The organism is Salinisphaera shabanensis E1L3A (assembly GCF_000215955.2).
In the GTDB taxonomy this organism is placed as follows: Bacteria; Pseudomonadota; Gammaproteobacteria; order Nevskiales; family Salinisphaeraceae; genus Salinisphaera; species Salinisphaera shabanensis.
Map to the genome: position 1 here is coordinate 37,394 of NZ_AFNV02000011.1, position 17,759 is coordinate 55,152.

15 protein-coding genes and 1 pseudogene are annotated in these 17,759 nt (G+C 63.3%); 6 read left to right on the forward strand and 10 right to left on the reverse strand.

The window, feature by feature from the left end:
* Window positions 1-25 precede the first annotated feature (25 nt).
* From SSPSH_RS08400 to SSPSH_RS08410, 3 genes are read left to right on the forward strand one after another with little or no spacing between them, the layout of a single operon-like run.
* Window positions 26-961: a manganese/iron ABC transporter ATP-binding protein gene (locus SSPSH_RS08400; protein ID WP_006914784.1), complete on the forward strand. Its 936-nt coding sequence runs from the start codon at window positions 26-28 to the stop codon at window positions 959-961.
* Window positions 958-1,881, forward strand: a complete 924-nt coding sequence (locus SSPSH_RS08405; RefSeq protein WP_006914786.1) for a metal ABC transporter permease — start codon at window positions 958-960, stop codon at window positions 1,879-1,881. The genes SSPSH_RS08400 and SSPSH_RS08405 overlap by 4 nt, the downstream gene beginning before the upstream one ends.
* A complete protein-coding gene (locus SSPSH_RS08410; RefSeq protein ID WP_006914788.1) occupies window positions 1,878-2,732 on the forward strand; it encodes a metal ABC transporter permease in 855 nt (284 codons plus the stop codon). Before SSPSH_RS08405 ends, SSPSH_RS08410 begins: the two co-directional genes overlap by 4 nt.
* Window positions 2,733-2,783: 51 nt before the next feature.
* Here the strand turns inward: SSPSH_RS08410 and SSPSH_RS08415 are convergent, their stop codons facing one another.
* The 5 genes from SSPSH_RS08415 to SSPSH_RS08435 all read right to left on the reverse strand — a co-directional run bounded on the left by SSPSH_RS08415 (window position 2,784) and on the right by SSPSH_RS08435 (window position 6,434).
* On the reverse strand, window positions 2,784-3,986 hold the full coding sequence (locus SSPSH_RS08415) for a DUF6607 family protein (RefSeq protein WP_006914789.1): 1,203 nt from the start codon (window positions 3,984-3,986) through the stop codon (window positions 2,784-2,786).
* Window positions 3,896-5,089 (reverse strand): SO_0444 family Cu/Zn efflux transporter, encoded by a 1,194-nt coding sequence (locus SSPSH_RS08420; RefSeq protein WP_006914790.1) that lies wholly within the window; start codon window positions 5,087-5,089, stop codon window positions 3,896-3,898. Before SSPSH_RS08420 ends, SSPSH_RS08415 begins: the two co-directional genes overlap by 91 nt.
* 394 nt (window positions 5,090-5,483) lie before the next feature.
* Window positions 5,484-5,954 (reverse strand): hypothetical protein, encoded by a 471-nt coding sequence (locus SSPSH_RS08425; protein ID WP_021031606.1) that lies wholly within the window; start codon window positions 5,952-5,954, stop codon window positions 5,484-5,486.
* On the reverse strand, window positions 5,935-6,138 hold the full coding sequence (locus SSPSH_RS08430) for a hypothetical protein (RefSeq protein WP_006914792.1): 204 nt from the start codon (window positions 6,136-6,138) through the stop codon (window positions 5,935-5,937). The genes SSPSH_RS08425 and SSPSH_RS08430 overlap by 20 nt, the downstream gene beginning before the upstream one ends.
* Window positions 6,135-6,434, reverse strand: coding sequence for a hypothetical protein (locus tag SSPSH_RS08435; protein ID WP_152522766.1), 300 nt, complete (start codon window positions 6,432-6,434; stop codon window positions 6,135-6,137). Before SSPSH_RS08435 ends, SSPSH_RS08430 begins: the two co-directional genes overlap by 4 nt.
* A gap of 310 nt (window positions 6,435-6,744) precedes the next feature.
* On the opposite strand from SSPSH_RS08435, the gene SSPSH_RS08440 reads away from it, so the two are divergent.
* Window positions 6,745-7,338: a GNAT family N-acetyltransferase gene (locus tag SSPSH_RS08440; RefSeq protein WP_006914794.1), complete on the forward strand. Its 594-nt coding sequence runs from the start codon at window positions 6,745-6,747 to the stop codon at window positions 7,336-7,338.
* A 39-nt stretch (window positions 7,339-7,377) separates the two neighbouring features.
* Here SSPSH_RS08440 and SSPSH_RS08445 read toward each other — a convergent pair whose 3' ends face one another.
* The 4 genes and pseudogenes from SSPSH_RS08445 to SSPSH_RS08465 all read right to left on the reverse strand — a co-directional run bounded on the left by SSPSH_RS08445 (window position 7,378) and on the right by SSPSH_RS08465 (window position 14,766).
* Entirely contained in the window at window positions 7,378-8,640 is a 1,263-nt protein-coding gene (locus SSPSH_RS08445; RefSeq protein WP_084623524.1) for a TonB-dependent receptor domain-containing protein, read from the reverse strand.
* Between the two features lie 422 nt (window positions 8,641-9,062).
* Window positions 9,063-9,590, reverse strand: a pseudogene (locus SSPSH_RS19425) (TonB-dependent receptor plug domain-containing protein); the annotation flags it as partial.
* A gap of 52 nt (window positions 9,591-9,642) precedes the next feature.
* The gene (locus SSPSH_RS08455) at window positions 9,643-12,168 is read right to left on the reverse strand and encodes a sulfite reductase flavoprotein subunit alpha (RefSeq protein ID WP_006914797.1); all 2,526 of its coding nucleotides are present in this window, start codon (window positions 12,166-12,168) and stop codon (window positions 9,643-9,645) included.
* A 396-nt stretch (window positions 12,169-12,564) separates the two neighbouring features.
* Window positions 12,565-14,766: a TonB-dependent siderophore receptor gene (locus SSPSH_RS08465; protein ID WP_152522767.1), complete on the reverse strand. Its 2,202-nt coding sequence runs from the start codon at window positions 14,764-14,766 to the stop codon at window positions 12,565-12,567.
* 151 nt (window positions 14,767-14,917) lie between these two features.
* Between SSPSH_RS08465 and SSPSH_RS08470 the strand changes: the two genes are divergently transcribed.
* The gene (locus tag SSPSH_RS08470) at window positions 14,918-15,376 is read left to right on the forward strand and encodes a hypothetical protein (RefSeq protein ID WP_006914800.1); all 459 of its coding nucleotides are present in this window, start codon (window positions 14,918-14,920) and stop codon (window positions 15,374-15,376) included.
* A 60-nt stretch (window positions 15,377-15,436) separates the two neighbouring features.
* Complete coding sequence (locus SSPSH_RS08475; protein ID WP_006914801.1) at window positions 15,437-16,648, forward strand: TraB/GumN family protein; 1,212 nt, start codon at window positions 15,437-15,439, stop codon at window positions 16,646-16,648.
* Between the two features lie 8 nt (window positions 16,649-16,656).
* Here the strand turns inward: SSPSH_RS08475 and SSPSH_RS18410 are convergent, their stop codons facing one another.
* Entirely contained in the window at window positions 16,657-17,718 is a 1,062-nt protein-coding gene (locus SSPSH_RS18410; protein ID WP_006914802.1) for a DUF429 domain-containing protein, read from the reverse strand.
* Window positions 17,719-17,759: the final 41 nt, after the last annotated feature.

Genomic DNA, 17,759 nt, shown 5'->3' on the forward strand with positions numbered 1-17,759 from the left:
TCAAACAAGCGCCGAGGCATGAACCATGGCTGAATCTGCCAGTACGTCGGGCCGGGCCGCGCCGGCAGAAAGCGCCGAGGAGGGCATCATTGCCCGTCACGTCACCGTGACCTATCGCAACGGTCATACCGCGCTCTACGACGCCAGCTTTGCTACGCCGCGCGGCTCGATCGCCGCGCTCGTGGGCGTCAACGGTGCCGGCAAGTCCACGCTGTTCAAAGCGATCATGGGTTTCGTACCGGTCGCCGAAGGTGAGATAAGGCTGCTCGGGCGCACGGTCAAGCAGGCGCTCGGCGACAACATGGTGGCTTATGTGCCGCAGTCCGAAGACGTGGACTGGACGTTTCCGGTGCTGGTCGAAGACGTGGTGATGATGGGTCGCTATGGGCATATGGGCTTTCTACGCCGGCCCAAGCGGGCTGACCACGAGGCGGTGGAGCTGGCCTTACAGCGTGTCGGCATGACCGACTTTCGGCATCGTCAAATCGGCGAACTCTCGGGCGGTCAACGCAAGCGTGTGTTTCTGGCCCGTTCGCTGGCCCAGGACGGCCAGGTGATCCTGCTCGACGAGCCGTTCACCGGCGTGGATGTGGGCACCGAGGAACGCATCGTCGGGCTGTTGCGCGAGCTACGTGACGAAGGCCGCGTGATGCTTGTGTCCACGCATAACCTGGGCAGTGTGCCGGAGTTCTGCGACCAGACCGTGCTGGTAAAAAAGACCGTGCTCGCGTTCGGGCCCACCGACACCACGTTCACCCGCGACAATCTGGAACGCGCCTTTGGCGGTGTGCTGCGGCATTTCAGCCTCGGCGGCGCGACGCTGCACGATGACGACGATCCGCGCGAGGTCTCGATCATCACCGACGACGAGCGTCCGTTCGTGCACTACGGCGACCCGGTCGAGCATGATAGCCGTCGCCAGGCGCCGTTGACCCGCGAACAACGTGAGCGCGACGCGTGATCGATACGCTTGTCGAGCCGTTCAACTATACCTACATGCTCAACGCGATGTGGGTGTCGGCGCTGGTGGGCGGCGTTTGTGCGTTCCTGTCGGCCTATCTCATGCTCAAGGGCTGGTCGCTCATCGGTGATGCGCTCAGTCATTCCGTCGTGCCTGGCGTGGCGGGCGCCTTCATGCTGGGCCTGCCATTCTCGGTGGGCGCTTTCATTGCCGGTGGTCTGGCGGCCGGCGCGATGCTGTTTCTCAGCGAGCGATCCGGCCTCAAGATCGACGTGATCATCGGTATCATCTTCACGTCGTTCTTCGGCCTGGGCCTGTTCATGGTCTCGCTGAACCCGATGGCAGTGAGTATTCAAACCATCGTGATGGGCAATATCCTCGCCATCACGCCTGAAGATACGTTGCAGTTGGCGATCATCGGCTTCGTATCGCTGGCGGTGCTGCTGGCGAAGTGGAAGGACCTGATGGTCACTTTCTTCGACGAAAATCATGCTCGTTCGATCGGCCTGCGGCCCGATCTGCTCAAGCTGTTGTTCTTCGTGTTGCTGTCGGCGGCGATTGTTGCAGCGATGATCACGGTGGGCGCATTTCTGGTCATTGCCATGGTGGTCACACCGGGAGCGACCGCGTATCTGTTATCGGATCGCTTCCCGCGCTTGATTGCGCTGTCGGTGCTCATCGGTACGCTGACCAGCTTCGTCGGCGCCTATATCAGCTATTTCCTGGACGGTGCGACCGGCGGCATCATCGTCACGCTGCAAACGCTGATCTTTCTCGCGGCGTTTGTGTTTGCGCCCAAACACGGTCTGCTGGCCAGTCGCCGTAAGGCAGCACGGGTGCTGCACGAACATCGAACGAAGGCGCACGATGCGCCTGCCGAACCAAAAAAGGTGAATACGCGCGCGGATACGTCGGCATGACGATCGATACCCTGCTGCTGCCGTTCGAGTTCTCGTTCATGCGCAATGCGTTCTGGATCGCGCTGTGCGTGGCGCCACCCACGGCGCTGTTGTCGTGCTTTCTCGTGCTCAAGGGCTGGGCGCTGATGGGCGACGGGGCCAGCCACGCCACGCTGCCCGGCGTGGTGCTGGCCTGGATTCTGGGCGCGCCGCTGATCGTTGGCGCGTTCGCTGCTGGCATGGCCTGCGTACTGGCGACCGGTTATTTGTCACAGAACAGCCGCGTGAAGCAGGACACGGTCTTGGGCGTGGTGTTCTCGGGCATGTTCGCGGTGGGCATCGTCATGTACACCTGGGTGCACACCAACGAACATCTCACCCATGTGTTGTTCGGCAATATGCTCGGCATCAACCGACAGGATCTGCTGACCTCGGGTGTGATCGGCGCGGCTGTGTCGGCGCTGTTGGTGCTCAAGTGGAAGGATTTCGTTCTGCATGCCTTCGATCCCGCCCAGGCGCGCGCCTCGGGGCTGAACACCTCGCTGCTGCACTACGCACTGCTGGTGTGTCTATCGCTGACCATCGTGGCCACGCTGACCTCGGTGGGGCTGATTCTGGCGGTGGGGCTGGTGATCACGCCCGGCGCCATCGCCTTTCTGACCGTGCGCAGCTTTGGGCGCATGCTGGTGGTGTCGGTCGGCGTATGCCTGGCCTCGATGCTCGGCGGGGCGTACCTGAGCTTTTTCATCGATAGTGCAACCGCGCCGACCATCGTGTTGCTGCTCACCGCGCTGTTCATTCTGGCGTTTGTCTATCGGCTGGCGACGAGCCGGCGAAACTCGCGCCGCAAAGCCATTCAGGAAGCTGCCTGACGTGTGCTAACCACGGCGCCAGGGCAGTCGACCTATGAATGCCCGGTGCGCTTAGCGGGAGTCGATATACGGCGCGATTATGGCGGCGAGCGTGTCGGCAAGCGCGTCAGGATCATCGGTTTGAGTCGTCTGCGCCGCATCGAACAGCCGAGCGAACAGGGGCGTATCGTCGACGGTCGTACGAATTACGAGTCGGTCGTGCACGGCCATTGTACGATCCCAGTAGCGGCGTACGGCAGCCCAGAATGCGTCCGTTTCGGGCCAGTAGGCTTCAGCTGGGTCAAAGTCGGTATTCCCGATGCGCCGGTAGCGAACCAGGCCAATCTCCTGAGCCAGCGCTGTGGGTTGGCCGTCGGCTTCGCTGATCTTGCGCGCGCTTTGTTCATGCAGCCAGCCGTGCGGTGCATGCGTGATCGTATGTCGGCCTGTCAGCACATCGTAATCGTCGCGGACGCTGGCCTCGCGGCGCGGCAGGGGCCGGCCGAAGCGCTCGCTGCGCCAGCTCGCTACGCCATCGTCGTAGTGCCAGCGCCCGAGCGCTTCGTAGCGCAGCGAGTCGTCGACCTGATAGACCGTCTGCTTCCAGCGCGCGGAGGCTTCGCGATCGGATAGCGCGGCCTTCCGCCAAAGGCGATCGCCGGTGTAGCGCCAGATCGTGGCCGGCTGCCATTGCCAGCGCTGGCGCCAGTGCTTCATCACCATCGGGTCGCTGATCGCGCCTTCGTCGTCGACAAAGCGCATGACCATGATGTGCTGCAGCTCGATCTCGGTCGGCGTATCGGCAATCACGAAAACGCGCTCGGTGGCCCAGGAGCGATAAGGGCGCGCATCGCGCTCGATGCCCGGCGCCAAGGCGGCGGTTTCGATGAACTCGAAGGTTGCGCGGTAATCGCCGGCGAGCGCGCGGATGGCCCGGGCATCGCGCTCGCGCTTGTCCAGTCCGGGCGCCTGGATGTCGTGATAGGCGGCGGGCACGGTATCGTCGAGTTCGACCGGCGCGCCGCGGGTCGTACCGCCACGCGGTGTTTGCGCCTTCTCGGAGGCGTTATCGAACCCATGGCTGAAGACATAGGGGGTCGCGGCATATAGCGTGGGCCCAGCACCCAGCAGGCCGGCCAGCAAGCACAGCAGGGCCGGGAGGCGCTTAATTGGGCCTCGGTCGGTCATGCCGGTTTCAGCCAGCGAAGCAGCGGCGCGCGCACGGGCCGGATCGAGATCGCGATGAGCAGTACTGCTGAAGGCAACGACAGCCATAGCGGCATGACTGCATGGTCCGCATCGACGCCGGTGGCCAGGTCGATGCCGAAAGCGGCGACCGCGGCATCGGTTGCCAGCCCGAAAGCCAGCGCGCAGGCACCCATACAGCCAAGATAGAAGCCGGCGAACGCGCTGCCGAATTCCTGGCGCACCGCGCCGATCGTGGCGAGGTTGGTTGCCGGCCCTGCCAGCAAAAATACCAGGACCGCACCCGGCGACATGCCCGCCGCGAGCAGCGCGGTCGCGATCGGCGTCGACTGGGTGGCACAGACATACAGGGGCACGCTGATCGCCAGCATGATGAGCATGGCGGTAAAGCCGCTGCCATAAGTCGCAAGCGTCTGCGGCGGCACCACGGAGAGGGTAACGCCGGCCACGACGAGCCCGACGAGCAGCCAGAGACCGAACTCGTCGAGAATGCGAGTGATGGCGTAATGCAGGCCATCCGCCAGACGCGCGCCAACGCCCGGCGGCGTATCGCGCGACGCGCAGCATCCGGCGCTTGCGCTGGTGTCCGCTGTCGCCGGGGCGACGCCACGCGTTGCCGCTGCCCCAGCCGAGCGGTGGGCACTGGGCTCGCCGCAGCAATCGGTTGGGTCAGTGGTCTGCGCCGGGCTCGGGGCGCAGCAATCGTCTTTTACACGCGACTTTTCGCAGCAGCCGGCACTGTGTGTCGGCGAGCGGCGGGACGCCGGCATCAGGTGCGAGGCCAGCCCGGTGATCACGGCGCTGGTGATCGCAGCCGCGGGGCGCACGACCGTGAAGAACGGCCCGAGCAAGGCATAGGAAGCGCCGACCGAATCCGCCCCGGTTTCCGGCGTGGCGATCAGAAACGATGTGGTCGACGCACGTGAGGCCCCCGATCGGTGCAGACCCACGGCGACCGGGATCACGCTGCAGGAACACAGCGGCAGCGGCGCGCCGATAAGGGCAGCCTTGACCGTTGGCCAGGCACCGCGCCCGCCCAGCCAGCCTGCGATACGCGCCTGCGGCACGAAAGCGCGGATGCTGGCGGCGATCACCAGTCCCAGCAAAAGCCAGGGCGCGGCCTTGAGAAACAGCAGCCATGTATTAACGACGATATCGACGGCGATGGACATGGAAAAAGCGGCCCGAACGAAACAGGAGACAGCATACCAGTGGGGGTGGCTGATCCCGCTTCAGTCAGGCCGTGTGCGCGACAAATACGTAACACGTTTGGACGGCTGCTGCGACGATTTGCCGCATGGTCGCAAGTGATTGCGGCCGCTAAGGTTCCGCCAATTTTAAGCCTTGGGGGAACCATGTCGCGTATCGCTTTCGGTGTTTTGGCAACGGGCTGCCTATGGGCGACTGCCGGTTGGGCACAATGGCCGATCGTGCTGGACACGATCGATATCGACGGTCGGATACCGTCCGCCGAACGCCAGACGCGCTCGCCCGAGCCGGCACAGGCCGATACGGCGTCCACGTTGCGCGACGTACCCAACGCCGCGCTGCTCGACAATGGCGGCATCAGCGGACAGACCCAGTATCGCGGCAGTGCGGGTTATCGCAATGCCGTACGTATTGACGGCATGGGCATCGCCAGCGGCGGGCCGAACTGGATGGATCCGCCGTTGCACTATGCGCCGGCGGCGCGGCGGGTTGGACATCGGCATCGAGCGCGCGTGTGGCGTCGGTCGATTCGATACGCAGGCTCAGGGTGTCGTCGTCGATAGCTTCTACGCGAAAGCGGATATCGCTGAGCCCGCGCCAGGCCGCGAGCGTGTATTCAGCGCCTACCTGGTCGTCGATGGGGCGGGGCAGTGTCGGCACCACGATGGGCGCGACGAGCGGATTGCCCGCGGGCGCGTCGAGTTCGTCGCCGAGCGGGGTACGCGCCTCGGCCGCTGCGTGATCGAAGGTCGGGCGGCCGTTTTCGATAGGCATATCGAAGCCGCCGACTCGGCGCGCCAGATCGCCGTCATACGTGATTCGAGCCATCGCTTTCTTGGAAGCTGTGGGTATCGAGCGGGTGTTCGGTCACCCGGTGGCCGACGACGTAAGTCGTGTTCGAGCCGGCCCCTGCGTCGAATGCGCCCGTACCGTTGTTTGCGAGCCACCAGACAGCGCCGGCACAGGCGATGACCAGCAATGCAATACCGGCGAATCCGAGCGATTGTTTCATGGTGTGGTCTCGTGCTGCGCGGGGTTTCGGCGCGCCGTTGTGTTGCGGCTAGCCGACCCGTGGACAGGATGCGGCCAGCGGCGTTTTGCGCTGGGCGCTTCGTAATCGAGCGTCAACAGCTGGGCGACATTGCCCCAGATACGAATCCGGCCGCTGTCGTCCACGTAATCGCCGACGCTATGCGCGGCCGCCTGCTGTGCCCAGGCAGTGCCGGGCACCTCGTCGTAATGATGTGTCTCGTCGAGCGCCGGGTCGAAGTCGAGCATGTCTTCATGCGGTGCTATCGCGCTATACACGGCGCGCCCAGACCGGCGACCAAAAGCACGCCTGCAATCCATCGAGCTCGATTCATCGCGTGCTACAACGTTTGAATTCAGAGCGCAGGCGCGCTCCAGCGACTGTGGCTATGTCGATCAGGGCCGGGCATCGCGTGCGATCTGCTGCCATGTGTGGGTTACGCGAATGCATAACGGCTGGCTGTGTCTCACTATTCAATGAGACGTTCGTTGCGTAACTCGCTGATCTAGGGCATAAAAGAATAGCAGGGGCGAGTAAATTGTTGTATGTGCACGCTATTTTAATTGCTGCAATAATATTGAGTGCAATATGAAAAGCGGGATCGAGCCAACGGTTCTGACCGGTGAACGCGTGCTGCTGGAGCCGCTTGGGCACGAGCATGAGTCCGAGCTGGCCGAGGCCGTACGGGACGGCGAACTCTGGCGGCTGTGGTACACCTTCGTCCCGGCGCCGGACGCGGTCGAGGCTTATATCGACGGGGCACATGCTGAGCAGGCGGCGGGCGGTCTTGCGTTTGCCGTGCGCGATCGCGCCAGCGATACGGTGATCGGGTCGACGCGTTTCTGTCATGTAGATGCCGGCAACCGTCGGGCCGAGATCGGCTATACCTGGTACGCCCAGCGCTTTCAGCGCACGGCACTCAATACCGAATGCAAACGCCTGATGCTCGCGCATGCGTTCGAACAGCTCGATGCGATCGCGATCGAATTTCGTACCCATTGGCACAATCGCGCCTCGCGGGCAGCCATTGCCCGTCTGGGCGCCAAACAGGACGGCGTGCTGCGCAATCACCAGATCAGCGACGACGGCATCCTGCGCGATACCGTCGTGTTCTCGATCCTGGCGCACGAGTGGCCGGCCGTACGCCAGAATCTGGATTTTCAACTCGAACGCCGTGGCTGAGAGGCCCGCACCGGGCTGCGGAGCGGGCGGGCGACTTCGCTAGTTCCAGCGATAGGTGATGCTGCCCAGCACCTCGCGGCCGACGCCGTAGTCGCAGAACGAGCTTGGCTCATTACCGGTGCAATAGATCTTGACGTCGTCGAAGACGTTTTTCGCCGATAGCTGCAGGCGTACGTCGTCGAATTCATAGCGTATGGCCGCGTCGACGAGCGTCGCCGACGGATAGCGCGCAGTGTTGTCGGCATTACTGAACGCCGAGCCGCGATGGCGTATGCCCGCGCCGACGCCCAGCCCGTCGAGCACGGGCTGCTGGAACGTATAGTCGAGCCAGAGTTTGGCGATATGTTCGGGGCGGTCGACGACGCGCTTGCCGTTGGTGACCTGGGCGCCGCCGGCCTCCACGACTTCGACTTCATTCCAGGTATAGCTCGCAATGGCCGACAGTCCGCGCGTGAGATCGAGTTCGGCGCCCAACTCGACGCCGCGCGAGCGCGTCTCGCCGATCTGGTCCTGGACACTCGGATTGCTGGGTAGCGCGACCAGTTCGTTCTCGCGGCTGATATCGAAGGCGGCGATCTCGAAGGATGCGTCCCAGCCGACCGGTCGATAGCGCAGCCCGATTTCGTATTGCTCGCCGGAGATCGGCTCGTAGCTGGCGCCGGTGACGTCGTTGTTGCCGTATTGCGGCGTGAACGATTCGCTATAGCTCATGTAGGGCGCCAGGCCGTTGTCGGCCAGATAGACCAGGCCCGCACGCCAACTCAGGTTGTTCTGATCGTTCTCGTCGGCGCCCAGCGATTCTTCGCTGACCCAGTCCTGGCGCGCGCCGGCGGTCAACGCCCAGTGGTCGCCGTATTTCACGTGATCTTGGACGTAGAGTCCGTACTGATCGGCTTCGGTTCGGCTGCGGGTAAAGGTCGTCGGCAGCGAATAGGGCTGGCTGTAATCGGGATCGTAGAGATCCAGTGGCGGGATATCAGTGGTGGGGTTGCCAAAGCCGCTGTTACGGGCTTCGTAGTCGAGGGTCTTGTAGTCCAGGCCTACGAGCAGGCTGTGTTCGAACCCCCGTGCGAGAGTTCGGTGAGGAGCTGATTGTCGACGGTGACGGTATCGCCTTCGTCGAAGCGCAGGCGTGCGTCGCGAGACAGTTCGGTGAGATCCTCGTTCAGCGGGTAGAGGGGATCGGCTGGATCGTCGGGATTTGGGGAATAGTCGCGAAACACGTCGACCACGTCGTATTCGATATGCCGATAACGCGCGTTCTGGCGGAAAGTGAAGTGGTCGCCGATAAGCTGCTCGAATAGATAGCCCACGGAATAGACTTCCGAATCGTAGCCGCCCAGGCCAGGTATGCCGATATAACGATCGTCCGGAATGCGACCGTTGTCGCTATCGTATTTCGTGCCACGGCGCGGAAAGCCGGTCCAGTAGTAGTCGGATTCGTTCTTCTGATAGTCGGCCAGGAGGGTCAACTCGGTGCGTGTGCTCGGTGCCCAGGTCAGAGCGGGCGCGATATAGACACGATCGTTCTCGATGTAATCGATCGGCGAATCAGCGTCCTGTATCAGTCCGGTGAGGCGGTAGCGCCAATGGCCCTCAGCGTCGATGGGTCCGCCCACGTCGCCCTTGAGCTGCTTGTGATGATCGCTGCCCATTTCCAGGCCGACTTCGCGCAGCGGTGTCGCGGTCGGGCGTTTGGTTACGAGATTGATGATGCCGCCGGGTTGGCCCTGGCCATAAAGCACCGATGCCGGGCCGCGCAGCACCTCGACGCGCTCCAGGCCATAGGTTTCGATCGGCGCGTCGTAGGGCAGGCCGGCAAACAGGCGGGTGCCATCGCGATAGGTGGCATCGGACGCCTGGAAGCCGCGGATGTTGATGCCGATGGAATCAATGATGTTGTTATTGAAGCGATTGAGCACCGCGATACCGGGGCTGTATTCCACGGCTTCGGTCAGGCTGTCGGCATCGCGATCCTCCAACTGGTCGCGGCCGATCACGCTCACCGCCTGGGGGGATTCGATAAGCGGGATATCGGTTTTGGTGGCGGTCGCACTGCGTTCGGCCACATAACCGTCGACCGGCGCATAGGCGCGGTCGATGCCAGCCCCCTGAATATCGATCGGCGCCAGCGGGGTCGGCGCGGTATCGGTCTGTGCGCTGGCGGTCGCCGCGGTAAGCGTCAGTGCCAGTGCACTGGCGATGCGTATGTCGGCTCGTCGAAGAGTCAAACCGTTGAAACGTTCGTTCACGAATCCCCCCTGAAAAATATGGCCACGTGTTTTTGGTGTGCGCCTGCGGCGGCTAGTAGACGTCCATGCGAATACGCCCGGCCTCGTTGAGTTGCTCGACGGTCTCGGCGCCGAGGATTTCGGTGAGCGTCTGGGTCACGCCGGCGGCCATGCCGTCATGGCTGCCGCACACGAATACGAACGCGCCGTTGGCGATCCAGTCACGCAGACGATCTGCGTGTTCGGCGAGCGCGTGCTGGACGTAGCGCCCGTCGTCGGCATCGCGTGAGAACGCGGTATCGAGATGGGCGATTTCGCCGCTGTGGTGCCGTGCGGTGAGGCGCTCGCCGTAGTAGAAATCGACCGCGCGCTGGCGTTCGCCGAACAGCAGCCAGTTGGCGTGCTGGCCTTTGTCCATGCGCTCCAGCAGATGGCTGCGCAGTCCGGCCATGCCGGTGCCGTTGCCGATGAAGATGGCCGGGCTTCGTTGTGTTTTCGCGTCGCCACGAAAGCCCGGGTTCGCGCGCAGCCGCAGCTCGACCGTGTCGCCGATTTCGGCACGCTCGATCAGCCATCCGGACGCCAGGCCGGTTCCATATTCGTGACGTGCCAGGCGCACCAGCAATTCGATGGCGCCGTTACCGATATTGGCGATCGAGTAATCACGCGCGGCCAGCGGCGCGAGGCCATCGAACCAGGTCTGCACATCGGCTGGTACGCCCGCGACATCATCCGGCAAGTGACGGTCAGCCAAGGCGCTGCGCAGCGGCTGTGCGCGGTCCGCGTGAACGACCGGGGTCTCGCCGTCGATGCCGTGCTGTTGCAGCCAGGCCTCAACCGTCGCCTGCGGCTGGCGCGGCCGAATTTCGACGATATCGCCCGCCTGCCAGTGTGTGGCGCTCGCCTCGATGGGTTCGAGTCGCAAACAGGCGGTTGGTCCGCCCAGGCTGTCGGGATTGAGAATGCGGCGTGCGGCCAGCCGCCAGCGGTCGAAAACCGGTTCGACATCCGCGTTGGTCGTGCCAAACAGTCCGGCCAGGGCGGCATGCCAATCGGCGAGTGCGGTGGCATCCGCCTTGTCGACTTCGATCGGCGCGATGAGTGTGCGCGCGCCGCGTTCGCGCAGCGCGCGATCGAACCGGCGCCCGAAAGCACAGTAGCTGTCGGCATAGTCGGTATCGCCCAGCGACAACAGTGCATAGTCGAGTTCTTCCAGGCGCGGTGTGGTCGCGCTGCAGAATCGGCGGTCGAAAGCACGCGCGGCCACCGGCGCATCGCCGTCGCCGTGGGTGCTGACCACGAACAGCGCCTGACGGTGATCCCGCAGTGATGCCGGCTGAATTTCGTTGAGGCCGGACATGCGTACAGCGCGCCCGGCCGATTGCAGCGCGGCCGCGGTCTGGCCGGCAATGCGCTGGGCGAGCCCGCTCTGGCTGGCATAGGCCACAAGCAACGTATCGGCGCCGGGTGGCGCATCGGCATGAACAGACGGTGTAGCCGCCACCTGTCGCTTCATGCGGCGACGGCGCAGATACAGCAACAGGCCGGTGACAAAGAAAACCGGCATGGCGAAGCTGGCGAGCATCATCACGATGACGCCCGGCGTGCCGAAGAAGGCCCCCATATGCAGGGCATAGAGGCTGGTCAGCAGCTGGTTGCCGGTGGCTTCGTCTGCAAAACGTGCCTCGCCGAGAATTTCGCCGCTCGATGGGTGAACGAATAACTCATCGTCCGCATAGCGATGAAACGCGTTGGCTGGTACGTAATGCACTTCCACCGGATCGCGCGCTTCGCCCGGCAGGCGGATGAATACCGACTTCGCATCGCCAAGCCGCGGCGCGATCGAGGCCCAGATACGGTCCATATCCACGCCTGCGGTGTCCTGTGCGAGTTCGACGTGCGCCGGGGTTTCGCTTTCGAAGAGCGCCTTGGCACCGTCTCGATACCAGTCGAAAGACCACCATAGCCCGGTCAGCGATGCGATCAGGTAGGCCAGCAGCGCCCACAGACCCAGCACGGCATGCCATTCGCCGGCCAGCTTGCCGCCGAGCGCGCGCGGCCAGACCCAGCGCCAGCCTTGTCGTGGGCGACGCTTCCAGCGAATCCACAGGCCGGTGATCGATAGCAGCACCAGCGCGATCGTCGAAATACCGACAATGAACTTGCCCGTAGCTCCGGCGGCCAGTCGCTGGTGCAACTGGCGAATCAGGCCGAACGTCCACTGGCCGCGTAGCATGCCGATCGGCTCGGCGGTGGTCGGATCGAGCATGGCGCGTTCGCCACGGCGGCCGGTCGTCTCCGGCGTGCGATAACCCAGAAATACGGGATAGGGGCGATCCTGGCGCCAGAAGAGGCTGCTGACCGCGTGGCCGGGATGTTCGGCTTCGTAACGTGCGATCAGCGCCGGCGGGCTAAGCCGCTGATCGTTTTCGAAGTGTGCGACCTGGTCCGCGTTGATCCATTCCAGGATATCTTCCTGGAACGACATGAGGCCGCCGGTGATACCGATGAGCATCAGCACGATGCCGGCGGTGATGCCGATAAACCAGTGCAGCTGAAAGATCGGGTCGATCGCACGAAAGCGGTCGATAGTGCTCATCGTTTCGCCTGACGAAACAGTGGTATGGGCATGGCCGGAATGGCCGAGCGCGAGTCGTGGCTGCGAGCAACGGACGTGCAAACGACAACGCCACGCATGGCGTGCGAGCAATTCATGATGGCGGCCCCCAATCGAATATCGGCCGACGCCGGGCAGGCGCTACCGATGAATGTTCATCTGCACGTGCATAAAAGAGCGCGGCCCGTCAGGGCCGCGCAATCCACCGAGATGAAGGTTTCCCTTCGTTCCATTTAGCAACCGCTGGGATGCAAATGCGAACGATTCGCATTATGCATATGAGATTTGTTAGTGCAACTGTCGCGGGGACGCTATTAGGTTGTGCGCAAATTAAAAAGCGGCCACTGGGGCCGCTTCTCGGTCAGGCGTATCGCCGCTTTACTGCCAGCGATAACTCACCGTGGCGGTGGTTTCGCGGCCATAGCCGTAATAGCAGAAGTTGGAGCTCAGGCAGGACGAAACGTATTTCTTGTTGAATATGTTCTGCATGTTCAGTCCTACGCGCCAACCCTCGTACGCCGGATCGAGACCGCCCAGCTCGTAATGCAGGGCGGCATCGGCGACGGTGTAGTCGGGCACCTGCTGCTCGTTGGTATTGCTGACCTGCTGCTCGCCGACGTAGCGTACGCCCACGCCGCCGCCCGCGCCTTTCCAGGCGCCGCTCGGCTGGGTGTAATCGAGCCAGGCCGAGGCCGTGTAGTCCGGTGTGCGTTGGTATTCGTTGCCTTGGGTGCCATCTTCTGCGCTGGTGACTTCGGAATCCAGATAGGCGGCGGCCAGGGATAGATCGAGGCCACGGGTAAGGCTTGCCTTGCCGTCGATCTCCAAACCCCGCACTTGCACTTCGCCGGTCTGTGAGACGGTGCCGTCCGGCTGTTGCGGACCGGTGACATTCTTCTGGGTTAGCTCGAAGGCCGATAGCGTGACCAGCGCGTTGCTGCCGCGCGGCTGAAATTTTACTCCCGCCTCGTACTGCTCGCCTTCGGTCGGATCAAGCACGCCCGGCTGGGTGCCGCTGGTGGCCGGCGATTGAAAGGATTCCGTATAGGCGACGTAAGGGGCAATACCGTTATCAAACGCGTACAGCGTGCCCAGGCGGCCGGTGAAGGCGCGATCGGTACGCGTATCGCGTGTGTCTGTGCCCGGGCCCACGGCCGTGGTATCGATCACGTCGTAACGGCCGCCGGCAAGCATGGTGAGCCGGCCGATTTTGGCCTGGTCCTGAAGGTAGAAGCCGATCTGGTCTTGATCGAATTCGTAACGGTCACGGGCAGGCGGCAAAATCGTCTGGCTATGGTCTGGGTTGTTGATCGAAAGGTCGGGTGGTGGTGGCGAAGTGCTGTCGCGCGAGTCACCCAGCCCGTAGTAGCGATCGGCGTCGAGATTCTGGTAATCGAACCCGCCCAGGAGCGTGTGTGCGACCGGGCCGGTATCGACATAACCCAGCAACTGGTTGTCGATCAGGATGCCGTTGACGTTTTCCTGCGAAGCGGCCGTACCACGGGTGAGCGTGGTGCCGTCGTCGCTCAGCCCTGAGCCATAGACACTGCGGTAATCCACCTCGGCATCGCGAAAGCGAAAGTTCTGGCGGAACTGCAGGCTGTCGTTGAACCAGTGCGAGAACTCGTAGCCGAGCTGAAGCGTCTTGCGGTCGAAGCTTTCGAAGTTTTCGTCGCCGTCGTAGAAATCGCGCGCTAGCTTACTGCCGTCGGCCAATGGATCGACCGTGCCTTGATAGGGCAGTGCGCCGTAGGAGCCGGAGTCCGGATCGTTGCGGTACTTGGCCAGTAGCGTGAGTTCGGTGTCGTCCGACAGGCGCAGACGCAGCGACGGCGCGATCGAGAAATTGGAGGTCTCGACCGTCTCCTGCGGGCCATTGCGGCGACTGCCGGTGGCAACCACGCGATAGAGCGCATCGCCTTCTTCGTCGAGCGCGCCGCCGATATCGAAGCCGGCGCCCAGTCGGCTGTCGTTGCCGGTTTCCAGATAAAACTCGTTGGTCGGATCCTCGGTCGGGCGCTTGGACACCAGATTGATGAGCCCACCGGGCGGTGTCTGGCCGTAGAGTACGGATGCCGGGCCTTTGACGACCTCGACGCGTTCCAGCAGGTAAGGATCGGTCTTGGGAATGGTATAGAAATAACCGAGCTGCTTGAGCCCGTCGAGATAGGTGTCCGGCTGGAAACCGCGCAACGTCAGCTGGTCGTAACGGCTGGCCACGTTGCCACGCAATTCGGGTACCACGCCCGACACATAGCGCAACACCTGGCGGATATCGCGCGCGCCCTGGGCCTGAATCTGGTCGGCGGCAATCACCGATACCGATTGCGGCGTTTCCGCCAGCGGCGCGTCGGTTTTCGTTGCTGAGCGCGTACGCTTGGCGGTATAGCCCTCGACCGGGCTGGTCGCCGTTTCCACCTGCGATTCGCCCTCGACCTGGATCGTGGACAGTGTCTCGGTACCCGTGGTTTGCACAGCCTCCTGCGCGACGGCCATACCGCTACACAACAGGCTTGCGCCAAGGCTCGGTATGACGACGTGATGAAATGCGCGTGCTGCGTGCGCCGATAAATATCGCAAGACGAATCCCCCGGGAAAAGCCGAAGCTTCAGCGTGTTATTGAGAACGATTCGCAAATATTAGTGGTCGTCGACTGCCTTGTATACCGTTTGCGCTGACGCTCGCCTGCGAAACCGCTACCATCGTCGACACCATCTTCTGGAGAATCGTCGTGCAGCAAACTCCGAGTTTCGTGTCGGTGCGATCCGGCCTTGCCCGATATGCCGGGTTCGCGATCGTGGCAACGCTGGCTTTGGTACTGGTCGGCTGCGGCAGCGACGACGATAGCCAAGCCGCCGATGACGCGTCGGCGAGTGCTGACACTGCGGCCGCGGACGGCTTTGCCAGCGCCGATACCATTCGCGAGCGCGTGATCGGCAACACGGTGACCGGCACGATGTCGCCCGACAGTGCCTATACCGAGTTCTATGCGCCGGACGGTACGATTCGCGGGCCGAGCTACGAAGCGCGCTGGACGATCAAGGACGATCAGCTGTGTTTCGACTATGACGAAGCGCTACAGATCGATTGTTATAGCGTGAAGATCGATGGCCAGTCGCTGGAGTGGCATCGCCAGGACGAGGTTCAGGGCAAGGGCACGCTCGTCGAGGGCAATCCGAACAACTTTTAGCGGCGCCGCCTGAAACAGACGGTTGCACAAGCGCGCCCGATGGCGTCGACAAGGTCAGATATGACGGATATGGATAGCGCGGCCGACGCGCACACCGGCGGCCCGCGGCGCGTGGTCATGCGCGGCGAGCACAAGTACACGTTGCTGGGCACGGCTCACGTCTCGCGTGCCAGTGCCGAAGAAGTGCAAAACGAAATCGAAACCGGCGCTTACGATACGGTCGCGATCGAGCTGTGCGATGCGCGCCACGCGGCGCTCACGCGCGCCGGCGAACTGGAGCAGATGGATCTGTTCCAGGTGCTGCGCCAGGGCAAGGCCGGCATGGTTGCCGCCAACCTCGCGCTGGGGGCGTATCAGCAGCGTCTGGCCGATCAGTTCGGTATCGAGCCGGGCGCCGAGATGCGGGCGGCGATCACGAGTTGTGCGGCTGCCGATCTGCCACTCGTGCTGGTCGATCGCAATATCGGCATCACCCTCAAGCGTGTGTACCGGCGTATTCCGTGGTGGCAGCGCATGAGCACGCTGGGCGCGCTGTTCGCCAGCCTGCTCTCGCGCGAAAAGATCGAGGAATCCGATATCGAGCGCCTCAAGGAAGGCGACATGCTCGAATCGACCTTCAACGAATTCGCCGCCGAATCCGCCACCATGCACGAAACGCTCATCGACGAGCGCGACCGTTATATGGCGGCCCAGCTGCTCAAGCGTACGCCTTCTCGGCATACGCTGGTGGTGGTGGGTGCGGGCCATCTGAAAGGTCTGGCGCGTTATCTCGAAGCCGGTATGGACGATCCGGGCGAGGTCGTGACCGAACTCGATCGTGTGCCGCCGGGTGCGACCTGGGTGAAATGGTTGCCGTGGATCGTGGTGGCGCTGGTATTCATCGGGTTCGCGATCGGTTTTTCACGCAGCGCCGGGCTGGGTCAGCAGATGGTGATCGAGTGGGTGGTCATCAACGGCGCGCTGTCCGCCGTTGGCGCGGCGTTGGCGCTCGCCCATCCATTGACGGTGGTCACGGCGTTCATTGCGGCACCGCTGACCTCTCTCAACCCGACCATTGGCGCCGGCATGGTCACCGCGGCGGCCGAATTGTGGCTACGCAAGCCGCGCGTTGGCGATTTCTCCACGCTCAAGAGTGACGTGACCAAAGCCACTGGCTGGTGGAAGAACCGTGTGTCGCGCACGTTGCTCGTGTTCGTTTTTTCCACCGTGGGTTCCGCGGCCGGCACGTATATCGCCGGTTTTCGTATCGTCGGACAGTTGTTCGGCAGCTAGCGGCTTAGCTAGTAAACGATACGCATCGGCAGGTCTTCGCTGTCGTATTCCGGCGCGTCGGGCAGGGTCACGTGTTCGTCGTTTGCGATGCGCTCGGCGGTGAACAGGCAGGCAAAGGCATCGGCGATGTCGTCGTCGTTGGCCTGTTGTCTGGATACGAGCGTGCGCGCGTTGGCGAACGCGTCGCGCCCGAAGTGGGCGGCAATGAGTTCGCGCCGACGTGCATGGCCGGTGGCACTGTGCTTGGGGTCGGTCAGCGCCTCGCCGGCGTTCATGGCCGCGAAGCTGACTTCCGGATGGGTTTCGTGGAGGCGCGCCTGCCAGTACGCCGAACGGCGCAGCAGGTCGTCGAGTTCACGAATCTTGGGCAGCAGGTTGTAGGTCTGGGCCGACAGGCGCTTGCCGCAGTATTCGGCGTTGATGGCGCTGGCTTCGCTGTGATTTCGCCCGAGTAACGCGGCGCGCACCGGCGTCGGGAACACACTGGTCGCGCGGCGACCGGCGAGCAATTGTCGGGCGGCATGATCGCAGGCGCGGGTCTGTTGTTCGTCGGCCAGCCCGATTGGCATATCGATGGCGACGACCGCCGGTGCGAGCCGATTGAGCAGGGCAGACAAGTCGCGCTCGACGAAGGCGCCCTCGTGCGATACCGCGACCCAGCCGCCCGGGCAGCCATCGATGCCGATACATTCGCGCAGGCGGCGTTTATGGCGCCGGTATTCGGCCAGCGGTGTGGCGAACGACAGCGTGTAGCCGTCCGGATCGCGGATATGAAAATAGCGTTCGTCCCAGGGCGCGTCGGCAGGCGCAAAATCCGGTTTGAGCCCGGCCGCGAGTGCACGCGCATGCTGGGCGTCCACGTCGTCGACATGAAAAATCGTCAGTCCGCCGCCAGGCCGTGCCTTGTCGCCCGCACTCAGGTTCACGAAGCTCTCGCCGGCATAGAAGCTCGAAAAGCCGGCGTCCTCGCCGCCGAATTTCAGCTCGAATCCCAGACCCTGATAAAAGGCACAGCTGCGTGCCATGTCCGTCACGAACAGCGTGACGGCACTGATTTGACGTATCGACATGGCGCGATCTTGCGATGCCCGTTCGTCCGAGGCAAGCCTCG